The 25151-nt window shown below is 44.0% G+C and carries 14 protein-coding genes; 9 read left to right on the top strand and 5 right to left on the bottom strand.

What is annotated here, in order from left to right; translation table 11 throughout:
* The 3 genes from QZ076_RS18500 to QZ076_RS18510 all read left to right on the top strand — a co-directional run.
* Positions 1-350, top strand: a 350-nt coding sequence (locus tag QZ076_RS18500) for an FtsX-like permease family protein (RefSeq protein WP_293715902.1), incomplete at its 5' end; no start/stop codon positions are given.
* 41 nt (positions 351-391) lie between these two features.
* Positions 392-2746, top strand: coding sequence for an ABC transporter permease (locus QZ076_RS18505; protein ID WP_293715905.1), 2355 nt, complete (start codon positions 392-394; stop codon positions 2744-2746).
* A 91-nt stretch (positions 2747-2837) separates the two neighbouring features.
* On the top strand, positions 2838-5213 hold the full coding sequence (locus QZ076_RS18510) for an ABC transporter permease (RefSeq protein WP_293715908.1): 2376 nt from the start codon (positions 2838-2840) through the stop codon (positions 5211-5213).
* Between the two features lie 148 nt (positions 5214-5361).
* Here the strand turns inward: QZ076_RS18510 and QZ076_RS18515 are convergent, their stop codons facing one another.
* The 5 genes from QZ076_RS18515 to QZ076_RS18535 all read right to left on the bottom strand — a co-directional run bounded on the left by QZ076_RS18515 (position 5362) and on the right by QZ076_RS18535 (position 9993).
* A complete protein-coding gene (locus tag QZ076_RS18515; RefSeq protein WP_293715911.1) occupies positions 5362-6297 on the bottom strand; it encodes a helix-turn-helix domain-containing protein in 936 nt (311 codons plus the stop codon).
* A gap of 37 nt (positions 6298-6334) precedes the next feature.
* On the bottom strand, positions 6335-7468 hold the full coding sequence (locus QZ076_RS18520; protein ID WP_293715914.1) for a helix-turn-helix domain-containing protein: 1134 nt from the start codon (positions 7466-7468) through the stop codon (positions 6335-6337).
* A 244-nt stretch (positions 7469-7712) separates the two neighbouring features.
* Positions 7713-7958 carry an RNA-binding protein gene (locus tag QZ076_RS18525; protein WP_129733034.1) on the bottom strand — a complete coding sequence of 82 codons (246 nt, stop codon included), beginning with the start codon at positions 7956-7958 and terminating at the stop codon, positions 7713-7715.
* Between the two features lie 326 nt (positions 7959-8284).
* Complete coding sequence (locus tag QZ076_RS18530) at positions 8285-8530, bottom strand: RNA-binding protein (protein WP_028727320.1); 246 nt, start codon at positions 8528-8530, stop codon at positions 8285-8287.
* Positions 8531-8724: 194 nt separating this feature from the next.
* Positions 8725-9993, bottom strand: coding sequence for a dicarboxylate/amino acid:cation symporter (locus QZ076_RS18535; RefSeq protein ID WP_293715920.1), 1269 nt, complete (start codon positions 9991-9993; stop codon positions 8725-8727).
* A gap of 199 nt (positions 9994-10192) precedes the next feature.
* Here QZ076_RS18535 and QZ076_RS18540 point away from each other — a divergent pair, with 199 nt between their 5' ends.
* The 6 genes from QZ076_RS18540 to QZ076_RS18565 all read left to right on the top strand — a co-directional run.
* Positions 10193-13615 carry a glycoside hydrolase family 2 TIM barrel-domain containing protein gene (locus tag QZ076_RS18540; RefSeq protein WP_293715923.1) on the top strand — a complete coding sequence of 1141 codons (3423 nt, stop codon included), beginning with the start codon at positions 10193-10195 and terminating at the stop codon, positions 13613-13615.
* A 102-nt stretch (positions 13616-13717) separates the two neighbouring features.
* Positions 13718-16909 (top strand): sugar-binding domain-containing protein, encoded by a 3192-nt coding sequence (locus QZ076_RS18545; RefSeq protein WP_293715926.1) that lies wholly within the window; start codon positions 13718-13720, stop codon positions 16907-16909.
* A gap of 121 nt (positions 16910-17030) precedes the next feature.
* A complete protein-coding gene (locus tag QZ076_RS18550; RefSeq protein ID WP_293715938.1) occupies positions 17031-19322 on the top strand; it encodes a glycoside hydrolase family 95-like protein in 2292 nt (763 codons plus the stop codon).
* A 227-nt stretch (positions 19323-19549) separates the two neighbouring features.
* Positions 19550-20932: an alpha-L-fucosidase gene (locus QZ076_RS18555; protein ID WP_293715929.1), complete on the top strand. Its 1383-nt coding sequence runs from the start codon at positions 19550-19552 to the stop codon at positions 20930-20932.
* Positions 20933-20953: 21 nt separating this feature from the next.
* Complete coding sequence (locus QZ076_RS18560) at positions 20954-23296, top strand: glycoside hydrolase family 3 N-terminal domain-containing protein (protein WP_293715932.1); 2343 nt, start codon at positions 20954-20956, stop codon at positions 23294-23296.
* Between the two features lie 416 nt (positions 23297-23712).
* On the top strand, positions 23713-25151 hold a 1439-nt coding region (locus QZ076_RS18565), incomplete at its 3' end, for a SusC/RagA family TonB-linked outer membrane protein (RefSeq protein ID WP_293715935.1).

Raw genomic sequence — 25151 nt, forward strand, 5'->3', positions numbered from 1 at the left:
CGGTGTTTATTTCGATGGTCGGTGTATTCGGCCTGGTGGTATTCGACAGTCAGTACAGGAAGAAGGAGATCGGCATACGAAAAGTAATGGGCTCGACTACCTCCGAGATCCTTGTGATGTTTAATAAAACATACATATATATATTATGTATCTGTTTTATTTTGGCTGCTCCGGTTGCTTTTTATGCAATCAATAAATGGCTGGAGAATTTTATGTACAAGACACCTGTTTATTGGTGGGTGTTTATTCTTGCTTTCCTCTTGGTTTCTCTGATTACGATCATTACGGTGACTTTCCAGAATTGGCGGGCAGCCAGAGAGAATCCGGTGTTCAGCATCAAGAGTGAGTGATATGAAATAGTATTGGGATTATAAAGAAATAAAATACGATTATGAAAACTATTATTAGAAACCTGTTAGGTATTGTCCGTCGATTTAAGATAGCGACTCTATTGAATGTAATGGGATTGAGTATTGCCTTTGCAGCCTTTATAATCCTGATGATCCAGTTACAATATGATTGGGGATTTGACCGGTATCAGAAGAATGCGGAACGTATCTTTCGGGTAGGTCTCTATTTCCCGGAGTCCGGAAATAATGTAGTATTGGCTCGTCCGTTTGCAGAAGCCTTTACCCTTTCTTCCCCTCATATAGACAAAGGGGCTTTGCTTTTCTCCTGGGGAAGCCAGTTGACATTGAAAGTGGAGAAAGGAAATGAGGAGGTAAGTTTCTGGTGCCCGGTTAATGCTATAACTCCGGAATATGCGGATATCTTTAGTTTTGATATGATTGAGGGAAGTGCCGGAAGTATTGATAATCCGGGTACGGTATTGATATCGGAAAGCGAGGCTCAGAAGTTCTTCCGGAATGGCCAGGCTGTCGGAAAACAATTGACAGGGGATAATATGTCGTTCACGGTGGGAGGGGTATATAAGGATTTTCCCAGAAATTCGGTTGTACAGAATGCTGTGTACAGGCGGATCGGGCAGAGAGAAAATATTGATAATTGGTGGAATCGTGGTTATCAGTTATATGTTTTACTGGATGATCCGAAGGCTGCTGGCCAAATAATAACCGATTTTAAAGCTGGTTTGGACAGGGAGGATTATAACTGGGAGATGTGCGACATACGGTTGACGGAGTTGCAGGATATTTATTATGAAGCAGATTCGCTGTTCGACTCCCTGAAGGATAAGGGCAATCGCAATTTAGTGTTGGTTTTGTTCACGGTTGCTATATTGATCGTCTTAATTGCCGGGATCAATTTTACGAATTTCAGCAATGCGCTGGTACCGATGCGTATCCGTAGTATCAATACCCAAAAGGTATTAGGAGGGTCGGATAAGGTATTACGTTATGCCATGCTGGTGGAGGCGGTAGTGATTTGCCTGCTCTCTTTTGTTATTTCACTGTTTATTGTCAGGGGAATGGCGAATACCTGGCTGGCAAACATGATAAACTCTGATATGGCCTTGGCAGCCAATATTCCTCTATTAATATTAACCGGTGTTTTAGCCATAATCGTAGGACTTTTGGCCGGACTATATCCGGCTTGGCGAATCACCTCTTTTCCTCCGGCTTTAGTATTGAAAGGTTCATACGGCCTGACGCCTTCGGGGAAGAGGTTAAGGAGTCTTCTCGTTTCCTTTCAGTTTATTATCTCCTTTGCATTGATTATAACAGCCTTGTTTATCTATTTGCAGAATCGTTATATGGTTGCTTCCTCTTTAGGTTTCGATAAGGATCAGATCGCTATAATCGAATTAAACGGGACTCTGATGAATAATACGGGCACATTAGAAAACCGGTTAAAGAATGAATCGAACATACAGGATGTGTCTTTTGCCCAGGATTTATTGTCAGGTGGGGATGAATTCACGACATACGGGCGTGGATACAGGGATAATGATCTGACATTTAAGTTATTCACTGTTGCTCCGAATTTCCTTCAGGTAATGAATATTCCGATTATATCTGGGCGTGGTTTTCTTCGGGAGGATGCGAGTACGGCGGGTGGATCTTACATTTTTAATGAAACGGCGCGGTTGCAATATGATCTTGTTTCAGGTGAGTATATTACCGGAAATGCTTATGTCGACGTACCGCCTGCGGTGATTGCCGGTTTTATTGATGATATAAAATATGCCTCTTTTCGCACGAATGTGGCTCCTATGGCTTTTTATGTTCCGACCGAGAAGGATCTCCATCCGAGGTATGCATATATAAAAATAAAAAGCGGGGCTGATATCCGGAGAGCTATTGCTTCTATTGGCCAGGTATTGACTTCGATAGATAAGGATTTTCCAGTAGAAATAACGTTTTATGATACGATACTAAACAATCTCTATAAACGGGAGTTGAGTATAGGTTGGTTGATCTCGCTTTTTAGTTTGGTTGCTGTATTTATATCTATTGTGGGGGTTTTGGGATTGGTTATTTTTGAAAGTGAATATAAGCGGAAAGAAATAGCTTTACGGAAAGTACATGGGGCCACTACTTCCCAGATATTGGTCATGTTCAATAAGGTGTATTTGCGTATTCTTGTCTTGTGTTTTATCCTGGCAACGCCTGTTGCCTATTATGTGATGAAGCAATGGATGACTTATTTTGCCTATAAAATACCGTTGTATTGGTGGGTGTATGCCGTTGCTTTTATCATGGTTTCTATAATCACTCTTCTGGCTGTTACTTTCCAGAATTGGAATACAGCCAGTGAAAATCCGGCAGAAAGTATAAAAATAGAATAATTGATATGCAACGTCCCATAAATTATTACGTTTCTATTGATAGAGTTGTTTTGACAGACAACCTTAAATCGGAATAATAATCTTGGTGTATATGAAAACTATTTTAAGGAACTTCATCAGCGTACTTCGCCGTTTCAAGATGGCGACACTTCTGAACGTATTAGGATTAAGCATCGCTTTTACCGCCTTTATGGTGATAATGATGCAGGTGAATTATGACTACACATTCGACTCCTGCCAGCCGGAAGCCAATTCGATCTATCGAATGGATATGGATTTTCAGGGGAATATGAGTGCGGTTATCAGCCGTCCGTTTGCAAGGGGATTCACGGAATCATCCCCGCATGTGAAAGCCGGAATGATCATGTCGTCCTGGAATTCCGAGTTGTTTTATAGCGTGGAGCAGGGAGGAGAAAGGCAGAACTTCAAGGATCCCGTTGTAAATACGACATCCGGAATTACCCGTGTCTTCCATTTTGATATGGTGGAAGGGAATGAGACGGCGCTCGATCAACCGGAAACAGCTATAATTCCTGAAAGTATGGCACGCCGCTTATTCGGAAGTGAATCGGCCATAGGTAAGCGGCTGATGAGCGCGGAATCCGAAAATACGCTGGCAACGATCAGCGGTGTCTTTAAAGACTTCCCCCGTAACTCGTCTGTTCGGAATATTATTTACCGGCAAATGCCCGATAAAGAAAATTACAATGAGTATGGCAACCAGAATTATTTCTTTTTCTTCCGTCTGGACGATCCTTCCAACATGGAAGTTGTTAAAGATAACTTCAAAAAGAATTTCGATGCCTCCCAGCAATTCGGGAAAGATTTCAAATGGGGGAAAGACGGCATCGACTTGCATTTGACGCCGCTACCTAAGTTGCATTTCCTGACGAATGTTTCTTTCGACTCCATGCCGAAAGCCAGCCGGCAGACAATGCATGTTCTGTTTGCGATCGCTTTTGTCATCCTGTTGATTGCCGGTATCAACTTTACTAATTTCAGTACCGCTTTGACTCCGATGCGTATCAAGAGTATTAATACGCAGAAAGTATTGGGAAGTCCTGATAGCGTGCTTCGGACGAGCTTGTTGGTAGAAGCTGTCATTGTAAGTATAGTGGCTTATCTTATTTCACTGGGTTTGCTGTTTGTTGCCGGACATACTTTTGTAGCATCCCTGGTAGATGCCGACATGTCCTTTTCGGTGCAGTCGGTTCTCATTATGACTACGGCTGTTATTGCGGTGGCGGTAGGTGTATTGGCTGGTATCTATCCTGCCTGCTACATCACTTCTTTCCCGCCGGCATTGGTATTGAAGGGCAGTTTTGGTTTGTCCCCGAAGGGGCGCGTACTTCGAAGCGCACTGGTGAGTATCCAGTTTGTCGCTTCATTTATCCTGATTATCAGTTCCCTGTTCATGTATCTGCAGAACCGGTATATGCAAAATACTCCTTTGGGATACGATAAGGACGAATTGATCGTGATCGAATTGAACAGCAAAGTCAATAAAAACCAGAGCGTCCTGACCAGCGAGGTGAAGTCGTTTTCCGGAATAGAAGATATAACTTATGCGGAACAGGTTCTGTCCAGCCGTGACTTTTATATGGGATGGGGACGCATGTATAAAGACCAGGATATCAATTTCCAGTGCATCCCTGTTTCTCCTTCTTTCTTGCATGTGATGGGAATCGAGGTGAAGAGTGGTCGTGATTTCCGTCCCGAAGATGATTTGAAAGAGAACGGCTGCTATATTTTTAATGAGAAAGCCCGCGAGATGTATAATCTGGAACTGGGAGAGAAGATCGATGGTGATGAGATTGTCGGTTTCATTTCGAACGTCAAATTCGCATCTTTCCGTAATGAAGTATCTCCGATGACTTTTTACGTATGGGGTAAATACAGATGGGGACAGGAGGTCGACAGTAAATATTATGCAGCCGCCTACGTAAAAGTGAAGGCAGGGAGCGACTTGCGGGCAGCCATGAAACATGTGCAAGCCTGTTTAACTAAGATAGATCCGATTTATCCTTTCAAAACAACCTTCTATGATGAGATCCTGCAGCAGACCTATGAAAGGGAATTGAAGATCAGTAATCTGATCACCCTGTTCAGTGTTATTGCAATCTTTATCTCCGTTGTCGGTGTATTCGGCCTGGTTGTATTCGAAAGTGAATACCGCCGGAAAGAGGTGGCTGTCCGTAAAGTATTGGGATCGTCCACTTCCCAGATATTGTTTATGTTCAACAAAGGCTATCTGGCCATTCTTGTCGTTTGTTTTATCTTAGCCGCGCCGGTCGCTTTCTATGGCATGTACCGCTGGCTGGAAAACTTTGCTTACCGCACTCCAATGTATTTATGGGTATTCTTGCTCTCTTTTATCATCATATCGGCCATTACTTTTATAACCGTTACCTTCCAGAACTGGCATGTGGCAAACTCCAATCCGGTAGATAGCATGAAGACGGAATAAAAGGCTTCTATATATTGAGGTTTCAATGTCTGATAATTTGACAATAATGTCTAATTATCAGACATTGGTACGGTTACATTCCAGAGCTGGCGGGCAGCCAATGCAAACCCAGTAAACAGTTTAAAGTCCAAATAAGAAACCGATTACCCTATTCCTCTTCGAATGGGGGGCTTTTTTTCTGATTATTCTTGTACCATTCTCTGAAAGTTTGTCCAACCTGTTGTTTGAAAGCACGGCTGAAGCTGGATGCATGCGTAAAACCAACTTTTTCAGCAATCTGCTCCTGCGTCAACTCCGGATGGAAGTGGATTAGTTCTTGCGCAAACCCGATACGTTTCTGGTTGATAAAATCAGAAAAGCTACATTGATATTCCTGGTTGATAAGCCTCGAAATATAGGTCCGGTTTGTTTTGAGCATCCAGGCGACCTTTTCTATATGGAGGTTATGTTGCAGAAATATTTTTTCTTCATCGATGATTTGATTGAATCTGGGGAGAAGTTTGTAATGAGATTTTTGAGAAATATCCGTCTCGTTTTCATTCTTGTTTATAGGGTCAACATTTGATTTATGCTCCGACAGTTCAACCTTATATTCTATGTGGTATATATCATATCCCAGATAATAGAAAATACCTGTCCAAATAATTAGTAATAAAGATATTATAACCGGATTATGAATAAAAGACAGGTGATCTCCCGCTTCTGCTATAAAGGAAATGAGGGCAGAAAGGAATATACCGGACAGAATAAGATACTTCGTATTAATATATTTGTATTTTATATCCGTGTTTAATTTATAAAGACGACATTTACGGTGGATCAGATAAATGAAAATATAAGCCGCTAAACCGGTAATTTGTATACCAGTAAAGAATACTTCAGGAATCTCGGTTGTATGAGTGTAACCGGAATTTTCTTCATTTCCAAAGCGAAGGCCCCATATTAAGGCGTTGGCAGCAATCAACAAAGTACATACAATCCATCTATTTTGTAGACATACGTTTCTTTTCCCATTACCGAATAAGGTCAATGCCCAGAAAAGGCAGACAAAAAATGGTAATAACAGGATATAGTTATGTAGCATATACTATACTGTTTGTCAGATTATACAATGATAAGACTTATCCTTTCAGCTTCTCCAGATATTCTGTAGGAGACATTTTTTCGATACTCGAGAAATACCGGTAAAAACTGGAACGCGAAGTGAATCCACATTTGAACATAAGTTCTTTTACCGTACAGTTTTTTTCTAATGCTGCCTGTTCCTTGAAATACTGGAGTCGTATGAAATTAATATACTCCCTGAAACCAGAAAATCCATTATAACGAAGAACGTTGGTGAGCCTATGTTCGTTAGTCTCCAGATCGTTCAGCAAGTTCAACAAGGAATATTCCGGATCGATGAATGGTTTCTGGTTCTTCATCAGTGCTTGCAACTGCTTGCTCAGTTCAAGTGTCGTGATAGATATTTCGATATCCCGTACAGCTTCGACCTCTTCTGATTGCAGTTGTTCAACCGGATCAGGAGGAAGCGACAGCGGGTTTTCATTTCGTAAATAAAGAATATTCAGGCAGAGTAAAGGTACGATGACCAGATATCCGAATAAATTAAAGCTCAGTCCCGTTGTCCCTAGCATCAACCATATATATCCCGACATGATAATACCGAAACAACTCATATAAATAATAGTGGAACGGTTCTGTTTACGACGGATAGGTATCCAGCGTTTCAGGAACAGAAACAAAAAGTTGACGGACGGAGTGATGACACTGACAATAAAAAGTATTATCCTTAATTTTACATCCGGCTTGTCGGAGTATTTCAGAATATCGTGGAAAGAATCCAGTTTTGTGTACTGGCCGTTAAATAACTGATAGCAGCAGGCAATACACGTAATAAGTATAATCGGTATACAAAAGTTCGTGATTCGTGACAATGTCAACCACCCCGGTTTCAGGGAAGCAAGAGGGAACAATGAAAAAAACTGGAAAAATATGACGGTGCGTACCATGTGCCATATCGACAGATGATCTAGTAATAATACAGCCCGGTCAGGTAGTCCGTCACCCCCTTTTCCATACAGATAAATCCATTCGATATTGTCAAGCAACAATAATATAGATAAAGTAATTGAGAGTATACCCCATGCTCTTTGCATTTTGTTATCGGAAGCGTGTCTCAGGACTATCGATCCCATAACCAATCCTATCGCATCAAGCAGTATTTCGGTACATAGTACATGAATATTAACCATTATCTCTATTTTTATTCGGCTCACAAAGATAGTTGTTCCAATAAAAAAAGGAAATTTGGGACGGTCTAATAGTGTCCCATTTTATTGGGATTTCCTGAAATGGGACACTATTGGGTATGAAAGATAGTCTATACCATTCCATTTTCATGTGTGATGGCTAACGATTGGGTGAAGGTATAAAACGAAAAAAGGATACTCTAGTGGAGTATCCTTCATACTGATATAATTAAATAATGTCAGTCAATTAATTTCTGGGAAGTGCTTCTTTTACTACCATTGCACGGCCTGCATATTCAGCGCCATTTAATTCTTTGATCGCTTTTTCAGCTTCCGCAGTTTCGGGCATTTCAATAAAGGCAAAACCTTTAGATCTTCTTGTGTCACGGTCAACAATAAGTTTTACAGAATCAACTGTTCCATACTCTTCCATAACTTCTCTCAAATCTGATTCCCCAATATTGTAACTGAGGTTTCCAACATACATGTTCATAATATAAATATAAAAAATTAATAATTCGACAATAAAACTTTAGGAGGGTCTTAATTAGAGATGGAAATGCTCAATGTTTATAACTGAGGAGATACATATGAAAATCAGATCGAAATAAATCTCTTATTGTTCGTAATGCAAAGGAACGGAAACAAATTGGATAAAACACTATACTTCCTGATTATTATTCGATAATATATTATTATTATGAAATAAGGCCATTAATTGTATTATTATTCTGGATAAGAGAGATTATATACAAAACAAAAGGATACCCATTTCTGAGTATCCTTTATACTGATATATATTAAAATAATGTCAGTCGATTAATTTCTGGGAAGTGCTTCTTTCACTACCATTGCACGGCCTGCATATTCTGCACCGTTCAATTCGTTGATAGCTTTCTGTGCTTCAGCATTGTCAGGCATTTCAACAAAAGCAAAACCTTTAGATCTTCTTGTGTCACGGTCGATAATTAATTTTACAGAATCAACTGTTCCGTACTCTTCCATAACTTCTTTCAAATCTGATTCCCTAACGTTATAGCTAAGGTTTCCAACATACATGTTCATAAATATAAAAATAAAAAAATTAATAATAGCGGCAACAGACGTTCGATATACTTTCAAACCTCTTGTTGATCGCGGTGCAAAGGAACGGAAAGTATTTGGATAATGCACTATAGTTCTCCATTATTATTTAATAAATATATCTTTTTTGTGAAATAAGGCCATTAATTAATGGAATACAGGGGTTTTATAGCTTTTTACTTGTCTACAATAGATGCAACGGTAGCATCACCCGTTACATTTACGGCTGTGCGCAACATATCCAACGGACGGTCGATACCCAGAATCAGAGCCAGCCCTTCGGCGGGGATACCGACAGAGGTCAGTACCATCGTCAGGATCACATAGCTTCCGCCCGGAATGGCGGGAGTCCCGATAGAAGACAAGATGGTCATTGCTACAATGATCAGCAACTGGGAAATACTGAGGTCTATTCCCAGTACCTGGGCTATGAACAGGATCGCGATGGACTGATAACAGCTCGTCCCGTCCATATTGATCGTCGTCCCGACAGGCAGGACGAATGAACTGACTTCTTCGGATACTTTCAGTTCGCGCTCTACGGTTTCAAGTGTGAGGGGTAGGGTGGCGGCACTGCTGCTGGTGCTGAAAGCGAACAGCTGAACCGGATACATGGCACGGATAAAATCACGGATATGTATCTTTGTAAAGAAATGAATCAGTGACGGGTAGAATATCAAGGCCAGTATAAACATACCGCCGATAACCGTCAAGGCATACACCGCCAGTGCGCTGAATATGCTTGTATCACCCCCGAAGTCGGTAACCAGTCCGGCCATCAGGGCAGCCACTCCCCAGGGAGCGAATTTGATGATATAATCTACCATCCTCAATATGATGTCGTTTAGTCCGTCAAATAACTTTATGACCGGAGTAACCTTGTCTGGGGCAATGGTCAGGGCGGCGATACCGAAGAATACAGCGAAGAAGATCACTTGCAGCATTTTCGAATTGTCGGCAGTGGCACTTACTATATTATTAGGAATGATATCGTAAAGAAAGGCAAGCGGCCCCTGGTTCTGTGTCATTTCGGCGGCTTGCTTTTTTTCTTCAACAATCGTTTTATAGCTATCCTGCATATGGGCAACCTGCTCGCGGTTTACTAACTTTCCCGGTTGTACGATCAGTCCGAGGAAAAGGCCTAATACGACGGCAACGAATGTTGTCCCGATATAAATAAGGATGGTTTTCCCCCCGAGACGGGAGAATTTTTTTATATCGTTAAGCCCCGTAACACCTTTAACCAAGGAAATAAAGACCAATGGAATAGCAATCAGTTGTAGCAGGCGGATGAATATCTGTCCCCAGGGGCGTATCCAATCCTGAACGAACTTTTCTCCGTTTGTGTAAACTGCGATAATACCTATCCCTATTCCTGCGAGCATTCCCAGAAGTATCTGTAGATATAGCGGGAATGTAAAAGTCTTCTTTTTAGCTGTTTTCATTTTCACATTACAAAGAAAATAGTCTTTCCTCAAATAAGCAAATCATTAACGTTCTCCTATATTTGATAGGGAAGGTTCCGTTTTGTCCACTTTTCTTTTCTATTTGTTCCCTCAGTTCTTTCAATCGGTTCTCTTCTTATAAGGAAGGATTGGCCGGAACTTCGTAATATTGCAGTAGAATAAATTAAATGGAAAAAGAATGAATAACCTTAAACAATCCAGGTGTAGAAAGCCTGTCCTGAGTACTCTGATTCTGTTACTTTTCATCGTAACAATGAATGCCCAAACGACTAAGTTGCACCAGGTGGCAACAAACGATTGCGGTGTAAACGGTAAACAGCCGTTTCTGGTAAAAGGGGATAACTATACGATGCCCGACGGGATAGACGGTAGCGTAGCAGCAAAAACATGTAATTTCGGCGGAACGGTTATCTATGCTTTCGACCGTATGGATATACAGGCCGATTATCAGTTGGAAGTTGTCTATCTGTCCGATAGCGAACGCGAGCAGCGAATTGTGGCCGATGGAAACGAAGTGCAGGCTCCTGTTACCTTGGAAGCCGGGAAGGAACAACGCTATAAGATCGACCTGCCGAAGAAAGCATTTGCCTATGGCCAGCTGGTTCTGATATTTGAAGTGTTGAAAGGGCCGAACGCCCTGGTATCGGAACTGAATCTTTACTCATCGAATCCCAAAAAGCCGATCCCGTTTGAAGGCGAACAAAAGCAGGCACTGGTGAATACACAGACCTATAAAATCGATACGGATGTGGATGCCGAAGAACATCTGCCCGTATATGCAACCATTCCTTACAGCATTCCGGGCGTGTACAATCCGGTACTCTCGCTGAATGGAACCTGGTTGTTCAATCCGTCTCCGAAAGCTGATTTTTATACCAGTAAAGCGACAGGTGATGAAAGTTGGGACCCGATTGTCGTTCCCGGACAGTGGTCGATGCAGGGATTTAAGGTAGACTCTGCCGGCTTTGGCGGTTATCAGACGACATTTACTTTACCCGCAGACTGGAAAGGGAAGCAAGTAAAACTACGTTTCGACGGCGTATCCAGCGAATGCGTAGTCTGGCTGAACGGGAAAGAGATAGGTTCTCATATGGGAGGTATGACTGCGTTCGAGCTGGATGCGACCGGCGCTTTGCAACAGGGCGAAAACAGATTAGCACTGAAGGTTCGTAGTGAATCACTGGCCGATATGCTGGGTAGCCTGACGCAGTATGCCGCTCACCAGATAGGCGGGATAACCCGTAAAGTGACTTTGTTTGCCGTACCCGATGTACATATTTCCGACCTGCGTATCGTGACCGACCTGGACGACCGGTATGAAGATGCAGACCTGAAAGTCTATCTGGCCGTTACGAATGCCGGAAAGAAAGCGGAAAAGAACGTAGCTGCACGCCTGTCGATTACCGGACTGCCGGTAGTGTTGGATCAGTCGATACCGCAACTGGCTCCGGGGGAAACCTGGACAGGATGGCTGAACGGCAAGGTCGCTAATCCTCGGAAATGGGATAACGAACATCCGCATTTATATACGATGAAGGTTGAACTGGGCACTGCTGACGCTACTACGGAACAGATCGAAAAACGTTTCGGTTTCCGTGAAGTGGAAGTTAAAGGCAACCAATTGCTGGTGAACGGAAAAGCCGTTAAACTAAGAGGTGTCTGCCACCACGAAGCCCATCCGCTGACTGGACGTGTCTTGACTCCCGAACTGGAGCAGAAGGATGTGGAACTCTACCGGGCTGCAAACTGTAACTTTATCCGTACCTCGCATTATCCACCCTGTGAAGAACTGCTGGACTTTTGCGACGAACTGGGTATGTTCGTGGAAGTGGAAGCGCCTGTTTGCTGGATCGGGCACCATGCTAACGAAAACTGGAAGACGTTGAATTACCGCGATAGTAAATATTATCCCTATGTCCTTCAGTCGAATATGGAAACGATCCAGTTCTATCGCAACCATCCGTCTGTTATCTTCTGGTCGATGGCAAACGAGTCGTACTGGAACGAAGAATTTGCACAGGTGGAAGTCTATGTGAAGAAAGCCGACCCGACTCGTCCGCATACTTTCCACGATCAGGCATACGGCGGTTTTAATAATCAGGGAAGCACGGCTCCGATAGCCAATATCCATTATCCGGGGCCGAACGGTTACAAGGTGGCGGCTGAAAGTGAACGCCCGATGATTTATGGTGAATACTGCCACCTCAATGTCTACAACCGGAGCGAACTGGTGACAGATCCCGGCGTACGTAGCGACTGGGCCCTGGCTTTGTCTCCGACATGGGATAATATGTATAAGACAGCCGGAGTACTGGGCGGTTCTATCTGGTCGGGTATCGACGATATCTTCCAGTTGCCGAACGGGGATGCGGTGGGCTATGGCCCCTGGGGACCGATCGACGGCTGGCGTCGTCCTAAACCGGAATATTATGATATGAAGAAGATATACAGTCCGATCCGCATACATACGGAAAAGTTGTCTCCTGCCCGTGAACTGACTGTCGACCTGGAAAACCGGTATACTTATACCGACTTCAACGAATTGCAGATCAGCTGGAAGTACGGCAACGAACAAGGTATCTCTTTCGCTTCCATCGAACCCGGACAAACCGGACAGATACGCATTCCGGTCGCTGATCCGCAGCAGGCAAACGAACTTTATCTGTCGTTTACCGATCCGCGCGGTTTTATAGCAGACGAATATATCATTCCTGTTGGAAAACAGGTACAGAATGAGTTGCCGGAACTGGCTTCGGCTGCCACGCAACTTAAGAAAAGTAACGATAAATACCATATTACCGGTAAGAACTTCACCTGTGAAGTAGATCGTACCACCGGACAAATCCTTTCCCTGAAACAAGGCAAAGAGGAAATTCTGAATGGTGGCCCGTGGCTGATGGCGCTTCCGTTGAATGGTGGCGGTTGTTATCCGAATCATAATGCAAACACACCTTTGTTTAACGACATCTGCACGGAGTGGAAGGTGTCTGAAATAGAGGCGGCAAAGGTTGGCGACGATGTGGTGATCTCCGTAAAAGGTAGTTATAAGGAGTTTGAAGGTGGTTATCAGTTGCATATAAACGCAGGTGGAAAGCTATCCGTCACGTATTCGTTCGATGCATCAGCCGATGTCAACCCTCGTCAGTGGGGATTGGTATTCGAAGCTCCGGCTTCTTTCAATAAAACCTTCTGGCGTCGTGACGGCCTGTGGAGTGTATATCCTGAAGATCATATCAGCCGTCCGGTAGGAGAGGCCGACCTGTTCTATTCCGGCTTGCCTTCACATATTGATCCGCGGGTAGAACCTACCTGGTCATGGAGTCTGGATTATAACGAATTGGGAAGCAATGATTTCCGTTCTACCCGCCGTAACATCTGGTATGCCGGACTTGTTGCCCCTTCCGGAAGTAAGGTAACAGCAGCTTCCAACGGCCAACAACACTGGCGTTCATGGCTGGAAAAAGACAGGATCCGTTTCCTTGTTGCCGATTTCGTAACAGCCGGCAATGAAATGTTCCTGAGCAGCTATTATGCCCCGTTCAGAAAACCCCTGAAAGCAGGCGATACGATTGGCGGGACAATAACGCTTAGAGTGGAATGACCGTCGTTCGAAAGATTATCCATCTTCAGCCTTTATTAGTCTATTTGTTATTCAGATCAAAAACTCTTATTTTGTGCTCTAAATATCACAGAAGACAATACCATGAGAAAACTCATTTTATTATTTGTTGCTATAAGCTTTGTCATAACAGGCTATAGTCAATCGAATGTAACTAATAATTGCTATGTGCACACCCAGCAAGTGGAATCTCTGAGCGGAACTTGGCAGTTCAGGCTCGATCCGGAAGACAAAGGATTGAAAGAAAACTGGCAGAGTGCCGCTTTCTCCGATCGTATCGCGCTGCCCGGAACAACGGATGAGGCCGGTTATGGAGAGAAGACTTCCGGTTCGGATTTCGGTATCCTGACGCGGGCTTATAAATATTACGGCCCGGCATGGTATTCGAAGGAAATAGAAATTCCTTCCGAATGGAACGGGAAACACATCCGGGTGGAACTGGAACGTGTCTTATGGGAATCGCGCGTCTTTCTGGACGGAAAGGAGATATCCGTGCAGGATGCTTTGTCCACTCCGCACTGGCATGACCTGGGATATTTGGCTCCCGGCAAACATCAGCTGACCATCCGTATCAATAATGATATGATTTATAATATCGGGGATAAAGGACATGTCTATTCCGAATATACGCAAAGTATATGGAATGGGGCGGTGGGACGTATCCGTCTGGTGGCATCCGATCCGGTTCGCTTCTCCAATCCGCAGGTGTTTACCCGTACGACCGACGGCCCCTGCACCTTGCTGGTAAGGGATACGCTTATCAACGAGTCGTCACGGAAAGTACCTGTCCGCATCACCTGGCAGCTGACCGATCGGGAAGACGGTGCCGTCGTTTATACCCGGACAACCGAACAATTGTTGCAGAAAGGATTGAACATCCTGGATTTTGAAGCGACCATGCCGGAGAATATCCGTCTTTGGAATGATATCACTCCCAATCTGTACGTACTGAAAGTTACCCTGGAAGATAAAAAGAAGCAGTTCGACAGCCGCGAAATTGAGTTCGGTTTCCGTGAAGTATCTCACTCCCGGTCGAAGATACTGATAAACGGGAAACCGGTTTTTCTGCGTGGCAATCTCGACTGTGTGCATTTCCCCCTGACGGGTTATCCGTCCTGCAAGGTGGAAGATTGGGAAAAGATTTTCCGCATCTATAAGGACTATGGATTGAACCATGTACGTTTCCATTCCTGGTGCCCGCCCGAAGCCGCTTTCGTTGCTGCCGACCGTCTCGGTATTTATATCCAGGCCGAAACCATCTGGATCGACTGGTGGATGTCTTCCGAACAGAAAGACAGGCCGGAAATGAATACCAAAGGATATCCGCAGGGATTAGGTAAGAATCCTTCGGCAGACCGCTATGTGCAACAGGAGTTATCGCGCATGATCGATGCTTACGGCAATCATCCTTCTTTTGTGATGCAATGTATCGGTAATGAGTTGGGTAATTCTGATTTCGAGGTGATGGAGTCGTGGATGAAACCATTGAAGGAAAAGGATTCCCGCCGCCTCTATTCAGTTTCTACCGCCCGTAAGATCATGCCGGTCGATCAGTATATGGCTACCCATTATATCGACGGCCTGGGAAGTGCCCGCGGATTGAAGGGAGGCGCTTCTACCGCCTGGGATTTTGAAGAAGTTTATTCAAAGTCTGCTATCCCCGTTCTGTCCCATGAGATCGGACAGTGGCCCGTCTATCCCCGGTGGAGTGAGATAAAGAAATATAAAGGTGTCCTGAAAGCGCGCAACTTCGAGGAGTTCCGCGAACAGGCACGTAAGAACAAGATCGAGGAGCAGAACGAAGAGTTTGTTGCTGCATCGGGCGCACTCAACCAGATTATGTATAAGTATGAGATAGAATCGTTTTTACGTACGCCCTCCTGTGCCGGCATCCAATTGCTCAGCATGCAGGATTATCAGGGACAAGGGGAAGCATTGATCGGTTGGCTGGATGTTTTCTACGACAGTAAAAAGATTACTACGCCCGAACAGTTCCGTTCTCATCACGATAGTACGGTTCCGTTATTGCGTATCCCGAAATATGTCTGGACCAACGACGAACCTTTTACAGCCGACATTCAGTTAGCTCATTACGGATCGGTTGACCTGAACGATGGCTTGTACTGGAAAATTAAAGACGGACAAAGTAACCTGATCGCTTCCGGCCGTACGGCAACTCATCTGTTTTCGGCCGGTAGCTCGGAAATAGCCGGTCAAATTACTTGTAACTTGTCTGCCGTGACAACAGCACAGCAGTTGGTTGTCGAAGTCGGTCTGCAAAACGAAGCCATAGTGAATACATGGAACATATGGGTATTCCCTGCAAGTGAAAAGGTAGAAACCGGAACGGTTTACGTCACCGACCAGATGGATACCGAATGCCTGAAGCGGTTGGAAAAAGGAGAAAAAGTCTTATTACAGGCGGCTGCTCTGGGTACCGAAGAGACTTGCGATAAGATCAGTTTCTATCCTTTGTATTGGTCGCTCACCTTTTTCCCTGGTCAGGGAAAGAATACAATCGGGATGATCGTTCGCGACAAACATCCGCTCTTTGCCCGATTCCCGACCGAATCGCATAGCGACTGGCAATGGCAGTCTATCTATAAAGATGCCCGTGCTTTCTACATAAATGACTATCCGGAGGACTATAAGCCGATCGCACAGCCTGTCGACGATTTCCACCGTAACAACAAACTGGCATCTATCTTTGAACTGAAGGTCGGCAAAGGAAAACTGCTGGTTTGCGGTTTTGATCTGAAAGACGAATCGAATCCGGTAGCCCGCCAACTGAAAAGCAGTATCCTGCATTATATGAATTCAACCGATTTCAACCCTGCCTACGAAAGGGACATTGTTTCTTTACAGAAGATGTTTACTTATGTAGAGCCGCTGAAGAGCACCGTTACCGGAGAGTTCAGTAATGCGTTATTGTACATTGACTGTGCTGTTCCGGAGAAGGAAGAAACCCGTAAAAAGACAACTTATACAGTCACACCGGCCTGGCAAGGCGAGGAATTGGCATTGACAATCGATTGCCCTTCGGGTATCATTGGCTCCTTATATGTTTGTTTCTCCGACAAGGATAAGAAAGGACGTACCGGTCATATTATCTTTGAAGGGCGCGACTATGAATTGGGAAAACAGAAAGAGGATGAAACCTGGATCAAACTGCATGTGATGCGGGAAGACTCGAATGACGGGCAACTCGTCCTGAAGGCAAAAGTGAAAGGAGGTCCCGATTTGATAATATCCAAGATTGCTTTGATGGAAGAGTAGGAAGCAAGTATACAAAATCAGGAGAATGTTTTGCATAATCCGATATCCCTGTAAATAAGGCAGGAATGGAGATATCGGATTTTGTTTTATTTTCTACATTTGTATGATTAGCATTTAATATATTATGATAAAAAACTTATTGTTAGTATCAAGTCTATGGCTATTGATAGCTTGTAGCAGTGGAAGAAGTAATTTACCTGTTACTCCTTCTGAAAGTGATTTACATTTCTCCGGTTTGGCGACCACCTGGGATGAAGGAATGCCTTTGGGAAATGCAACTGTGGGAACCCTGGTATGGCAACGCGACTCAGCTTTACGCCTGTCACTCGACCGGACCGATCTCTGGGATCTTCGTCCGATGGACAGTATCTCCGGACCGAACAACCGTTTCGCCTGGGTGTGTGAGCAGGTGAAGAAAAAAGACTATCTTCCGGTCCAACAAAAATACGACTGGCCGTATGAGCAGCAGCCTGCCCCTTCCAAGATACCGGGAGCTGCCCTGGAATTCTCTTTGGAACAACTGGGATCTCCTTCCGCTGTACACCTTTATCTGAACAATGCCCTTTGTGAGGCAAGCTGGGATAACGGGGTAACGCTGAGGACATTTGTTCATGCAACCGAACCTGTCGGTTGGTTCGTCTTCGAGAATCTGCCGGCAGCAGTAACACCGGCGCTGATCGCTCCTCAATATAGTACCGGTGATGCCAAGATCGGTGATTCCGTAGCCGGACAGGACTTGCGTCGTTTGGGTTATAAACAGGGCACTATCGATGTGGAGCCTAACCAGATAACCTATCATCAGGAAGGCTGGAATGGCTTCTCCTATGATGTAAATGTACGCTGGGAACAAAAAGGAAATACTCTTTGCGGTGTATGGAGCGTGACATCTTCCCTGGGAACGGATAAGGCTACAGAAAAGACCAGGGAAGCGATGACACGTGGTATCGGCCGGGATTACCAGACTCATATGGACTTCTGGAAAAGTTACTGGGCACAGTCATCCATAACCCTTCCCGATCCGGTTTTACAGAAACAATACGATAACGAAATGTATAAGTTCGGTTCTGCCAGCCGTGAGAACTCCTATCCAATCTCTTTACAGGCAGTATGGACAGCCGATAACGGAAAACTTCCCCCCTGGAAAGGCGATTATCATCACGATCTGAACACACAACTTAGCTACTGGCCAGCCTATACAGGCAACCACCTGACGGAAGGTATGGGCTATCTGAATACATTGTGGAACCAGCGGGATGTATATAAAAAGTATACAAAAGAATATTTTGAAAAAGACGGAATGAATATCCCCGGCGTATGTACCCTGTTGGGTGTGCCGATGGGAGGATGGATACAATATTCCATGTCGCAGACAGTCAGTGCCTGGCTGGCCCAGCATTTCTATCTTCACTGGAAATATTCTGCCGACCGTGAATTCCTGAAGGACCGTACTTATCCGTTCCTAAAGGATGTGGCAGTTTTTCTGGAGCAAATATCTGTGGTCGATGCCAACGGTGTTCGTAAGCTGGTGATGAGTTCGAGCCCCGAGATATTCGATAATTCGATCAATGCTTGGTTTAAAGATATGACGAACTATGATTTGGCTTTGATGCATTTTGCTTTCAGTGCGGCATCCGAACTGGCATCCGAGTTGAATCTGTCGGAAGAATCAGCACACTGGAAAGAGTTGAACGACCAGCTTCCTGATTACGATCTGGATAAAGAAGGTGCTTTGACTTTTGCCAAAGGTTTCCCGTACGATCAGTCTCACCGCCACTTCTCCCATGCGATGGCTATCCATCCGTTGGGTATGCTCGACTGGAGCCAGGGTGAGAAATCCCAAAAGATCATAAAGGCAACTTTGAAGAAATTGCAAGACTATGGTCCCGATTACTGGACCGGCTATTCTTACAGTTGGTTCGGAAATATGAAAGCCCGTGCCTTTGATGGTGAAGGAGCGGCCGACGAACTACGTACGTTTGCCGAATGTTTCTGTCTCCGCAATACATTCCATGTTAACGGTGACCAGACAAAGAGCGGCAAATCGAAATTTACTTACCGTCCGTTTACTTTGGAAGGTAACTTTGCTTTTGCTTCCGGTATTCAGGAAATGTTGCTTCAAAGTCATACCGGGATCGTTCGTGTATTCCCGGCTATCCCTGCCGACTGGTCGGATGTTTCGTTCGATAACCTGCGTGCCATGGGAGCCTTCCTCGTATCGGCTGAGAAGAGAGACGGCAAGATCGTAAAACTCCGTGTCTATCCTGAGCAGGGCGGTACGTTGCGCATTGCTTTCCCGGCCGGCGATAGTAAAATCTCTATCACCGGAAATGAAGGCGATGTAACAGAGGAAGCTGGTATTTATACGATTGAAACACGGAAAGGACAGTGGATCGATATAAAGACGAATAGTTAATCTTAAAGTTCGGATAGTATGAAAGATTCTTTTGTAAAAATAGTTAGAGTTATTGATTGACAGATGCATGGGTCGGAGAGGCCCATGCATTTTTTTGTTACATATTGTCATTGCTACATTTTGACATTTGAGATATTATCTGTAATATTGTCCTGATTTTCTAATGCCACCAGAGGTTTGACTTAAACGGAAAATTAATATTGTACAATAATTAAAACGATGATTTTATGAAAATCTTGAAAACACTATTCGGCTGCCTGGCAGGAGCCGTTTTGACTATGAATGTAAACGCCCAACAGGTACAAGGTTTTGTTCACGAACGTTCAACCGACTATGAATGGCCTAAAGATCAAAAGGTTTTGGATAAACTGGATAAATGGCAAGATCAGAAATTCGGTGTTTTGTTTCATTGGGGACTATATTCTGTTCCCGGTATTGTAGAGTCATGGTCCATCTGTTCCGAGGACGTAGACTGGATCTCCCGCAAGAAAGATATGACCTACGATGAATACAAGAAGTGGTATTACGGTTTGAAGGACTCTTTAAACCCGACACAGTTCGATCCCGCCAAATGGGCGGATATCATGCAGGATGCAGGAATGAAATATATGATCTTTACGACGAAGCATCACGATGGTTTCTGTATGTTCGATTCAAAATTTACGGACTTCTCCATCGCAAACGGTCCTTTCAGTACTGATCCGAAAAAAGATGTAGCACGTCACGTGTTCGATGCTTTCCGGCAGAAAGACTTTATGATCGGATGTTATTTTTCTAAACCGGACTGGCATTGCGAATGGTTCTGGAATCCTTATTTTGCAACTGCCAACCGTCGCCAGAATTATAAAAAAGAGAATCATCCGGACTGGTGGAAAAACTATCAGAATTTCACTTATAACCAGTTGAATGAACTGATGACCGATTATGGCAACTTTGATATCCTTTGGTTAGATGGTGGCTGGGTGACCGGTGATGACGTCAATCTGGATAAACTGTTGACAAAGGTGCGTACCTCCACACAACCGGGGTTGATCTCTGTCGACCGTACGATCCGCGGAAGAAATGAAAACTATCAGACTCCGGAACGCAGTATCCCTGAAACACAGTTGAATAATCCGTGGGAAAGCTGTATTACATTGAGTAATGACTGGGGTTGGGTTCCCAATGCCCCTTATAAGTCGCCGACTAAAGTGATCGGTCTTTTGGCTGAGATTACGGCAAAAGGCGGTTGTCTGTTATTAGGTGTAGGCCCGACTCCGCAGGGAACTATCGAAGATGCGGTGGCTGAACGTCTGCATGTTATCGGCGAATGGTTGAGAACGAACGGGAAAGCGATCTATAATACCCGTATCACTCCGGTTTATAATGATGGCAATGTTTGGTTTACTGCGGATAAAGACGGTAAGACCTTATATGCCGTTTATGCTTTGCCGGAAGGTGAGAATCTGCCTAAAACGATCGAATGGAGCGGAAATATCCCAACAGGCAAGGTGAAAATGCTGAAAGGAAACAAGACCGTGAAATACACCAGCAAAAACGGCAAAGTAAAGGTTACTCTTCCGAAAGGATTAAAGAATGAACCGATAGCTTTACAGTTTACAATCTCTTAAATAAAACAACTATATAGTTATATGAGTAAAACAACATCTTTACTGATCGGCCTTGTTGCTTTTGCGGGACAGGCTATAGCTCAGCAGCCGTTATATAAACAGGCTACGGCACCTGTCGAAGATAGAGTAAAAGACCTGGTAGGACGTATGACCATCGAAGAAAAAGTCGGTCAGCTATGCTGTCCGCTGGGTTGGGAAATGTATACGAAAACAAACGATGGTGTTATAGCCTCCGACCTTTATAAAGAACGGATGAAGGCAATGCCTATCGGTTCTTTCTGGGCAGTTCTCCGTGCCGATCCCTGGACACAAAAGACATTGGAGACAGGCCTCAATCCCGAACTGTCGGCAAAAGCATTGAATGCTTTGCAGAAATATGCAGTAGAAGAAACCCGACTGGGAATTCCCGTCTTATTTGCCGAAGAATGTCCGCACGGACACATGGCAATCGGTACCACGGTCTTTCCGACTTCCCTGTCGCAGGCAAGCACCTGGAATGCAGAGTTAATGTACCGGATGGGAGAGGCAATTGCTTTGGAAGCCCGTTCACAGGGAGCTAACATCGGTTACGGTCCGGTACTGGATATTGCCCGTGAACCGCGTTGGTCGCGCATGGAAGAAACTTTCGGTGAAGATCCTGTATTGACATCTAATCTGGGTGTAGCCTTTATGAAAGGGATGCAAGGAGATAACCAGAATGACGGTAAGCATCTTTTCTCTACATTAAAGCATTTTGCCGCTTACGGTATTCCCGAAGCCGGGCACAACGGTGCACGTGCCAATGTCGGTATGCGCCAGCTTTTTTCCGATTATCTTCCCCCTTTCAAGAAAGCGGTAGAAGAAGGAGTAGGAACGATCATGACCTCTTACAATTCTATCGACGGAGTGCCTTGTACTTCCAATAAGTATTTATTGACCGACGTATTACGTGATCAGTGGGGATTTAAAGGATTTGTCTATTCAGATCTGACAAGTATCGAAGGAATTGTAGGAGCAAGGGTAGCAAAAGATAATAAGGAAGCAGCAGTCCTGGCACTGAAAGCCGGTCTCGATATGGATCTGGGTGGAAATGCGTATGGCAAGAACTTACAGAAAGCCTTTGAAGAAGGTTCTGTCACCATGGATGATCTCGACAGGGCAGTAGCCAACGTTCTCCGTTTGAAGTTCCGCATGGGATTGTTCGAGAATCCATATGTTTCTCCGGAACAGGCGAAGCAGCTGGTACGTTCGGAAGCACATAAGGAACTGGCTCGTGAGGTAGCTCGTGAAGGTATTGTCCTGTTAAAGAACGACGGAGTATTACCTCTGAAGAAGAATATCGGAAGCATTGCCGTGATCGGTCCGAATGCCGATATGATGTATAACCAGCTGGGCGACTATACGGCTCCCCAAGAACGTGAAGAGATCGTTACGGTATTAGACGGCATACGGAAAGCAGTTTCTCCTTCTACGAAAGTAAATTATGTAAAAGGTTGTGCAATTCGCGATACGACAGCAAGCAATATCCCGGCAGCCGTAGAGGCTGCCCGTGCAGCAGATGCAGTTGTTTTGGTTGTAGGTGGTTCCAGTGCCCGTGACTTTAAGACCAAATATATAGGAACCGGTGCGGCAGATGTTTCTAACGATGGAAACCAGATCCTGTCAGATATGGATTGTGGTGAAGGGTACGACCGTAGTACTTTGCGTCTGTTGGGTGATCAGGAAAAGTTGTTGAAGGCAGTGGCAGCCACAGGCAAACCGTTGGTCGTTATTTATATCCAGGGACGTACATTGAATATGAACCTGGCTTCAGAGAAAGCACATGCATTGCTTACTGCCTGGTATCCCGGTGAACAGGGTGGTGCAGCTGTTGCCGATGTTTTATTTGGCGATTATAATCCTGCCGGACGTATGCCGGTATCCGTTCCCCGTAGCGAGGGTCAGTTACCTTTGTTCTATTCACAAGGCAAACAACGTGCTTATGTGGAAGAAGAAGGAACGCCTCTTTATGCATTTGGCTATGGTTTAAGCTACACCAAATTTGCTTACGGCCAACTGGAAATGCAGAAAGGCGATGGAAAAGAGATTCTGCAAACAGTAAGCTGTACGGTTACCAATACCGGCGACCGTGACGGTGAAGAAGTCGTTCAGCTTTATATCTGCGACAAAGTAGCTTCCGTCTCCCAATCTCCGATCCTGTTGAAAGCTTTCGAACGTATAGCCCTGAAGAAAGGCGAAAGCAAGAAGGTAACATTTGCATTAGGTGAAGAGGAATTATCTCTTTATAATATGGAAATGAAACAGGTAGTAGAACCCGGTGACTTCAAAGTCATGATTGGAGCCGCCTCGGATGATATCCGGCTGGAGGGAGAGTTTACATTATAACCAATCATATTCATTATAGGTATAAGGTTGTTGCAGTCAGATGCAACAACCTTATATTTTTTATACTCTTATAGTTTTATATATTATTCTAAAATATACTCTGTCGCTTTTTTTATCCATATATACTACCTATTGGCACATCTTCTTATTTATCAGACAGGCTTCTTATAGTCTTTTTTACATTAGTAAATTTCCCGGTTAAAATAATACATTTATGTTATTATTGTTACTATAACAAGAAGCTTCTTCTCTCAGTTCCTATTTTGATACATTTTTGAATAATCCGTTCCGAATTTAAAAGTTCTTGCTGTCCTTATTATACCCTCTGATAATGAGATCATAACTTACTTTGTGATCGTAAATATTTATTAAATCAAAGCATTCTGTAAAGTAGTTTTCATTAAAACATTATTATTATGGAAAACAAAAAAATGTGTGTTTGGAAACGAGGGGGATACTTATTTATTGCAGCTTTATTGAGCGCAGGTCCTTTCTCTAGTTATGTTTATGCCGGAACAGATCATGATCTGTTCAACCCAGTTGCAACTGGGTTGAACAGTGATGTAAGTCAGCAGAAAATGAAGAAAATATCCGGTACGGTAGTTGACGATGCAGGTTTTCCTGTTATTGGGGCTAATGTTGTACAAAAGGGTACCACTAATGGAATCATAACAGATATAGATGGCCGATTTTCATTGGATGTACCCGATAATGCTATCCTGGAAATATCCTATATCGGTTATTTGAGTCAGTCTATTCCTGTTGGAAACAAAACCTCTCTACAGGTAACATTACGCGAAGATTCTCAGACGCTTGATGAAGTAGTAGTAGTAGGTTTCGGTACCCAGAAAAAGGTAAACCTGACAGGAGCTGTAGCCAATGTCGATTCGAAAGCATTTGAAGGACGCTCTGTGTCGAATGCGGCACAGGCTTTGCAGGGAGTAATGCCCGGATTGAATATTCAGCAGAGTAAAGGATATCTGGATCAAGCCCCGGATATGAATATTCGTGGTACAGGAACAATCGGTGAAGGTTCTGATGCCAGTCCGCTGGTTTTGATCGACGGGATGGAAGGAGATATAAACCGTTTGAATCCTCAGGATATCGAATCTGTTTCCGTACTGAAGGATGCAGCAGCTTCTTCTATTTATGGTTCAAGAGCTCCCTTCGGTGTTATTCTGATCACGACAAAGAAAGGTAAGTCAGGTAAACTTTCCGTGAATTACAATAACTCTTTCCGCTGGAATAATGCGATCAATATGCCGGAGACAGTCGATTCATACACCTTTGCTACGTATTATAATGAAGCAGCAAATAATGCCGGCAAGAACGGACATTTCTCTCCCGAACGTATGCAAAAGATACGTGACTTTATCGATGGAAAGATAGGAGGAGGTATTGACCCGAATCCGAATAATCCTTCGCAATGGAACGACCTGTACGATTACGGGTATGGAAATACGGACTGGATCAATCTGATCTTTAAAAAACAGACATTTGCCCATGAACATAATCTGAGTGTTTCGGGAGGTAGTGAAAAGGTTCAGATGTATGCCTCTGCAAATTATCTAGGACAAAGCGGTTTTATGAAATTAGATCCGGATTCGAATGAGCGTATTGCTACAAATCTGAAAGTAACTTCACAGTTAACGAAGCATATTAATTTGAACTATAATATTCGCTTTACCCAAACTGATTATGAAAAGCCGGTTCAGCTGACCGACGGATTATTTTCCAACCTATCTCGCCAATCATGGCCAACATTGATAGCCTATGATCCCAATGGCTATTTATATGAATATGCAACACATGCCTTACGTCTGCGTGACGGAGGACGTGAGAGAAAGAAGACAGA

This window comes from uncultured Parabacteroides sp., from assembly GCF_905196875.1.
Lineage (GTDB): Bacteria > Bacteroidota > Bacteroidia > Bacteroidales > Tannerellaceae > Parabacteroides.

What these genes read in the sequence shown, in the direction of transcription:
- QZ076_RS18505 (WP_293715905.1), top strand. Translation starts at nt 392, where the DNA reads ATGAAAACTATTATTAGAAACCTGTTAGGTATTGTCCGTCGATTTAAG.
- QZ076_RS18510 (WP_293715908.1), top strand. Translation starts at nt 2,838, where the DNA reads ATGAAAACTATTTTAAGGAACTTCATCAGCGTACTTCGCCGTTTCAAG.
- QZ076_RS18515 (WP_293715911.1), bottom strand. Translation starts at nt 6,297, where the DNA reads ATGCTACATAACTATATCCTGTTATTACCATTTTTTGTCTGCCTTTTC.
- QZ076_RS18520 (WP_293715914.1), bottom strand. Translation starts at nt 7,468, where the DNA reads ATGGTTAATATTCATGTACTATGTACCGAAATACTGCTTGATGCGATA.
- QZ076_RS18525 (WP_129733034.1), bottom strand. Translation starts at nt 7,958, where the DNA reads ATGAACATGTATGTTGGAAACCTCAGTTACAATATTGGGGAATCAGAT.
- QZ076_RS18530 (WP_028727320.1), bottom strand. Translation starts at nt 8,530, where the DNA reads ATGAACATGTATGTTGGAAACCTTAGCTATAACGTTAGGGAATCAGAT.
- QZ076_RS18535 (WP_293715920.1), bottom strand. Translation starts at nt 9,993, where the DNA reads ATGAAAACAGCTAAAAAGAAGACTTTTACATTCCCGCTATATCTACAG.
- QZ076_RS18540 (WP_293715923.1), top strand. Translation starts at nt 10,193, where the DNA reads ATGAATAACCTTAAACAATCCAGGTGTAGAAAGCCTGTCCTGAGTACT.
- QZ076_RS18545 (WP_293715926.1), top strand. Translation starts at nt 13,718, where the DNA reads ATGAGAAAACTCATTTTATTATTTGTTGCTATAAGCTTTGTCATAACA.
- QZ076_RS18555 (WP_293715929.1), top strand. Translation starts at nt 19,550, where the DNA reads ATGAAAATCTTGAAAACACTATTCGGCTGCCTGGCAGGAGCCGTTTTG.
- QZ076_RS18560 (WP_293715932.1), top strand. Translation starts at nt 20,954, where the DNA reads ATGAGTAAAACAACATCTTTACTGATCGGCCTTGTTGCTTTTGCGGGA.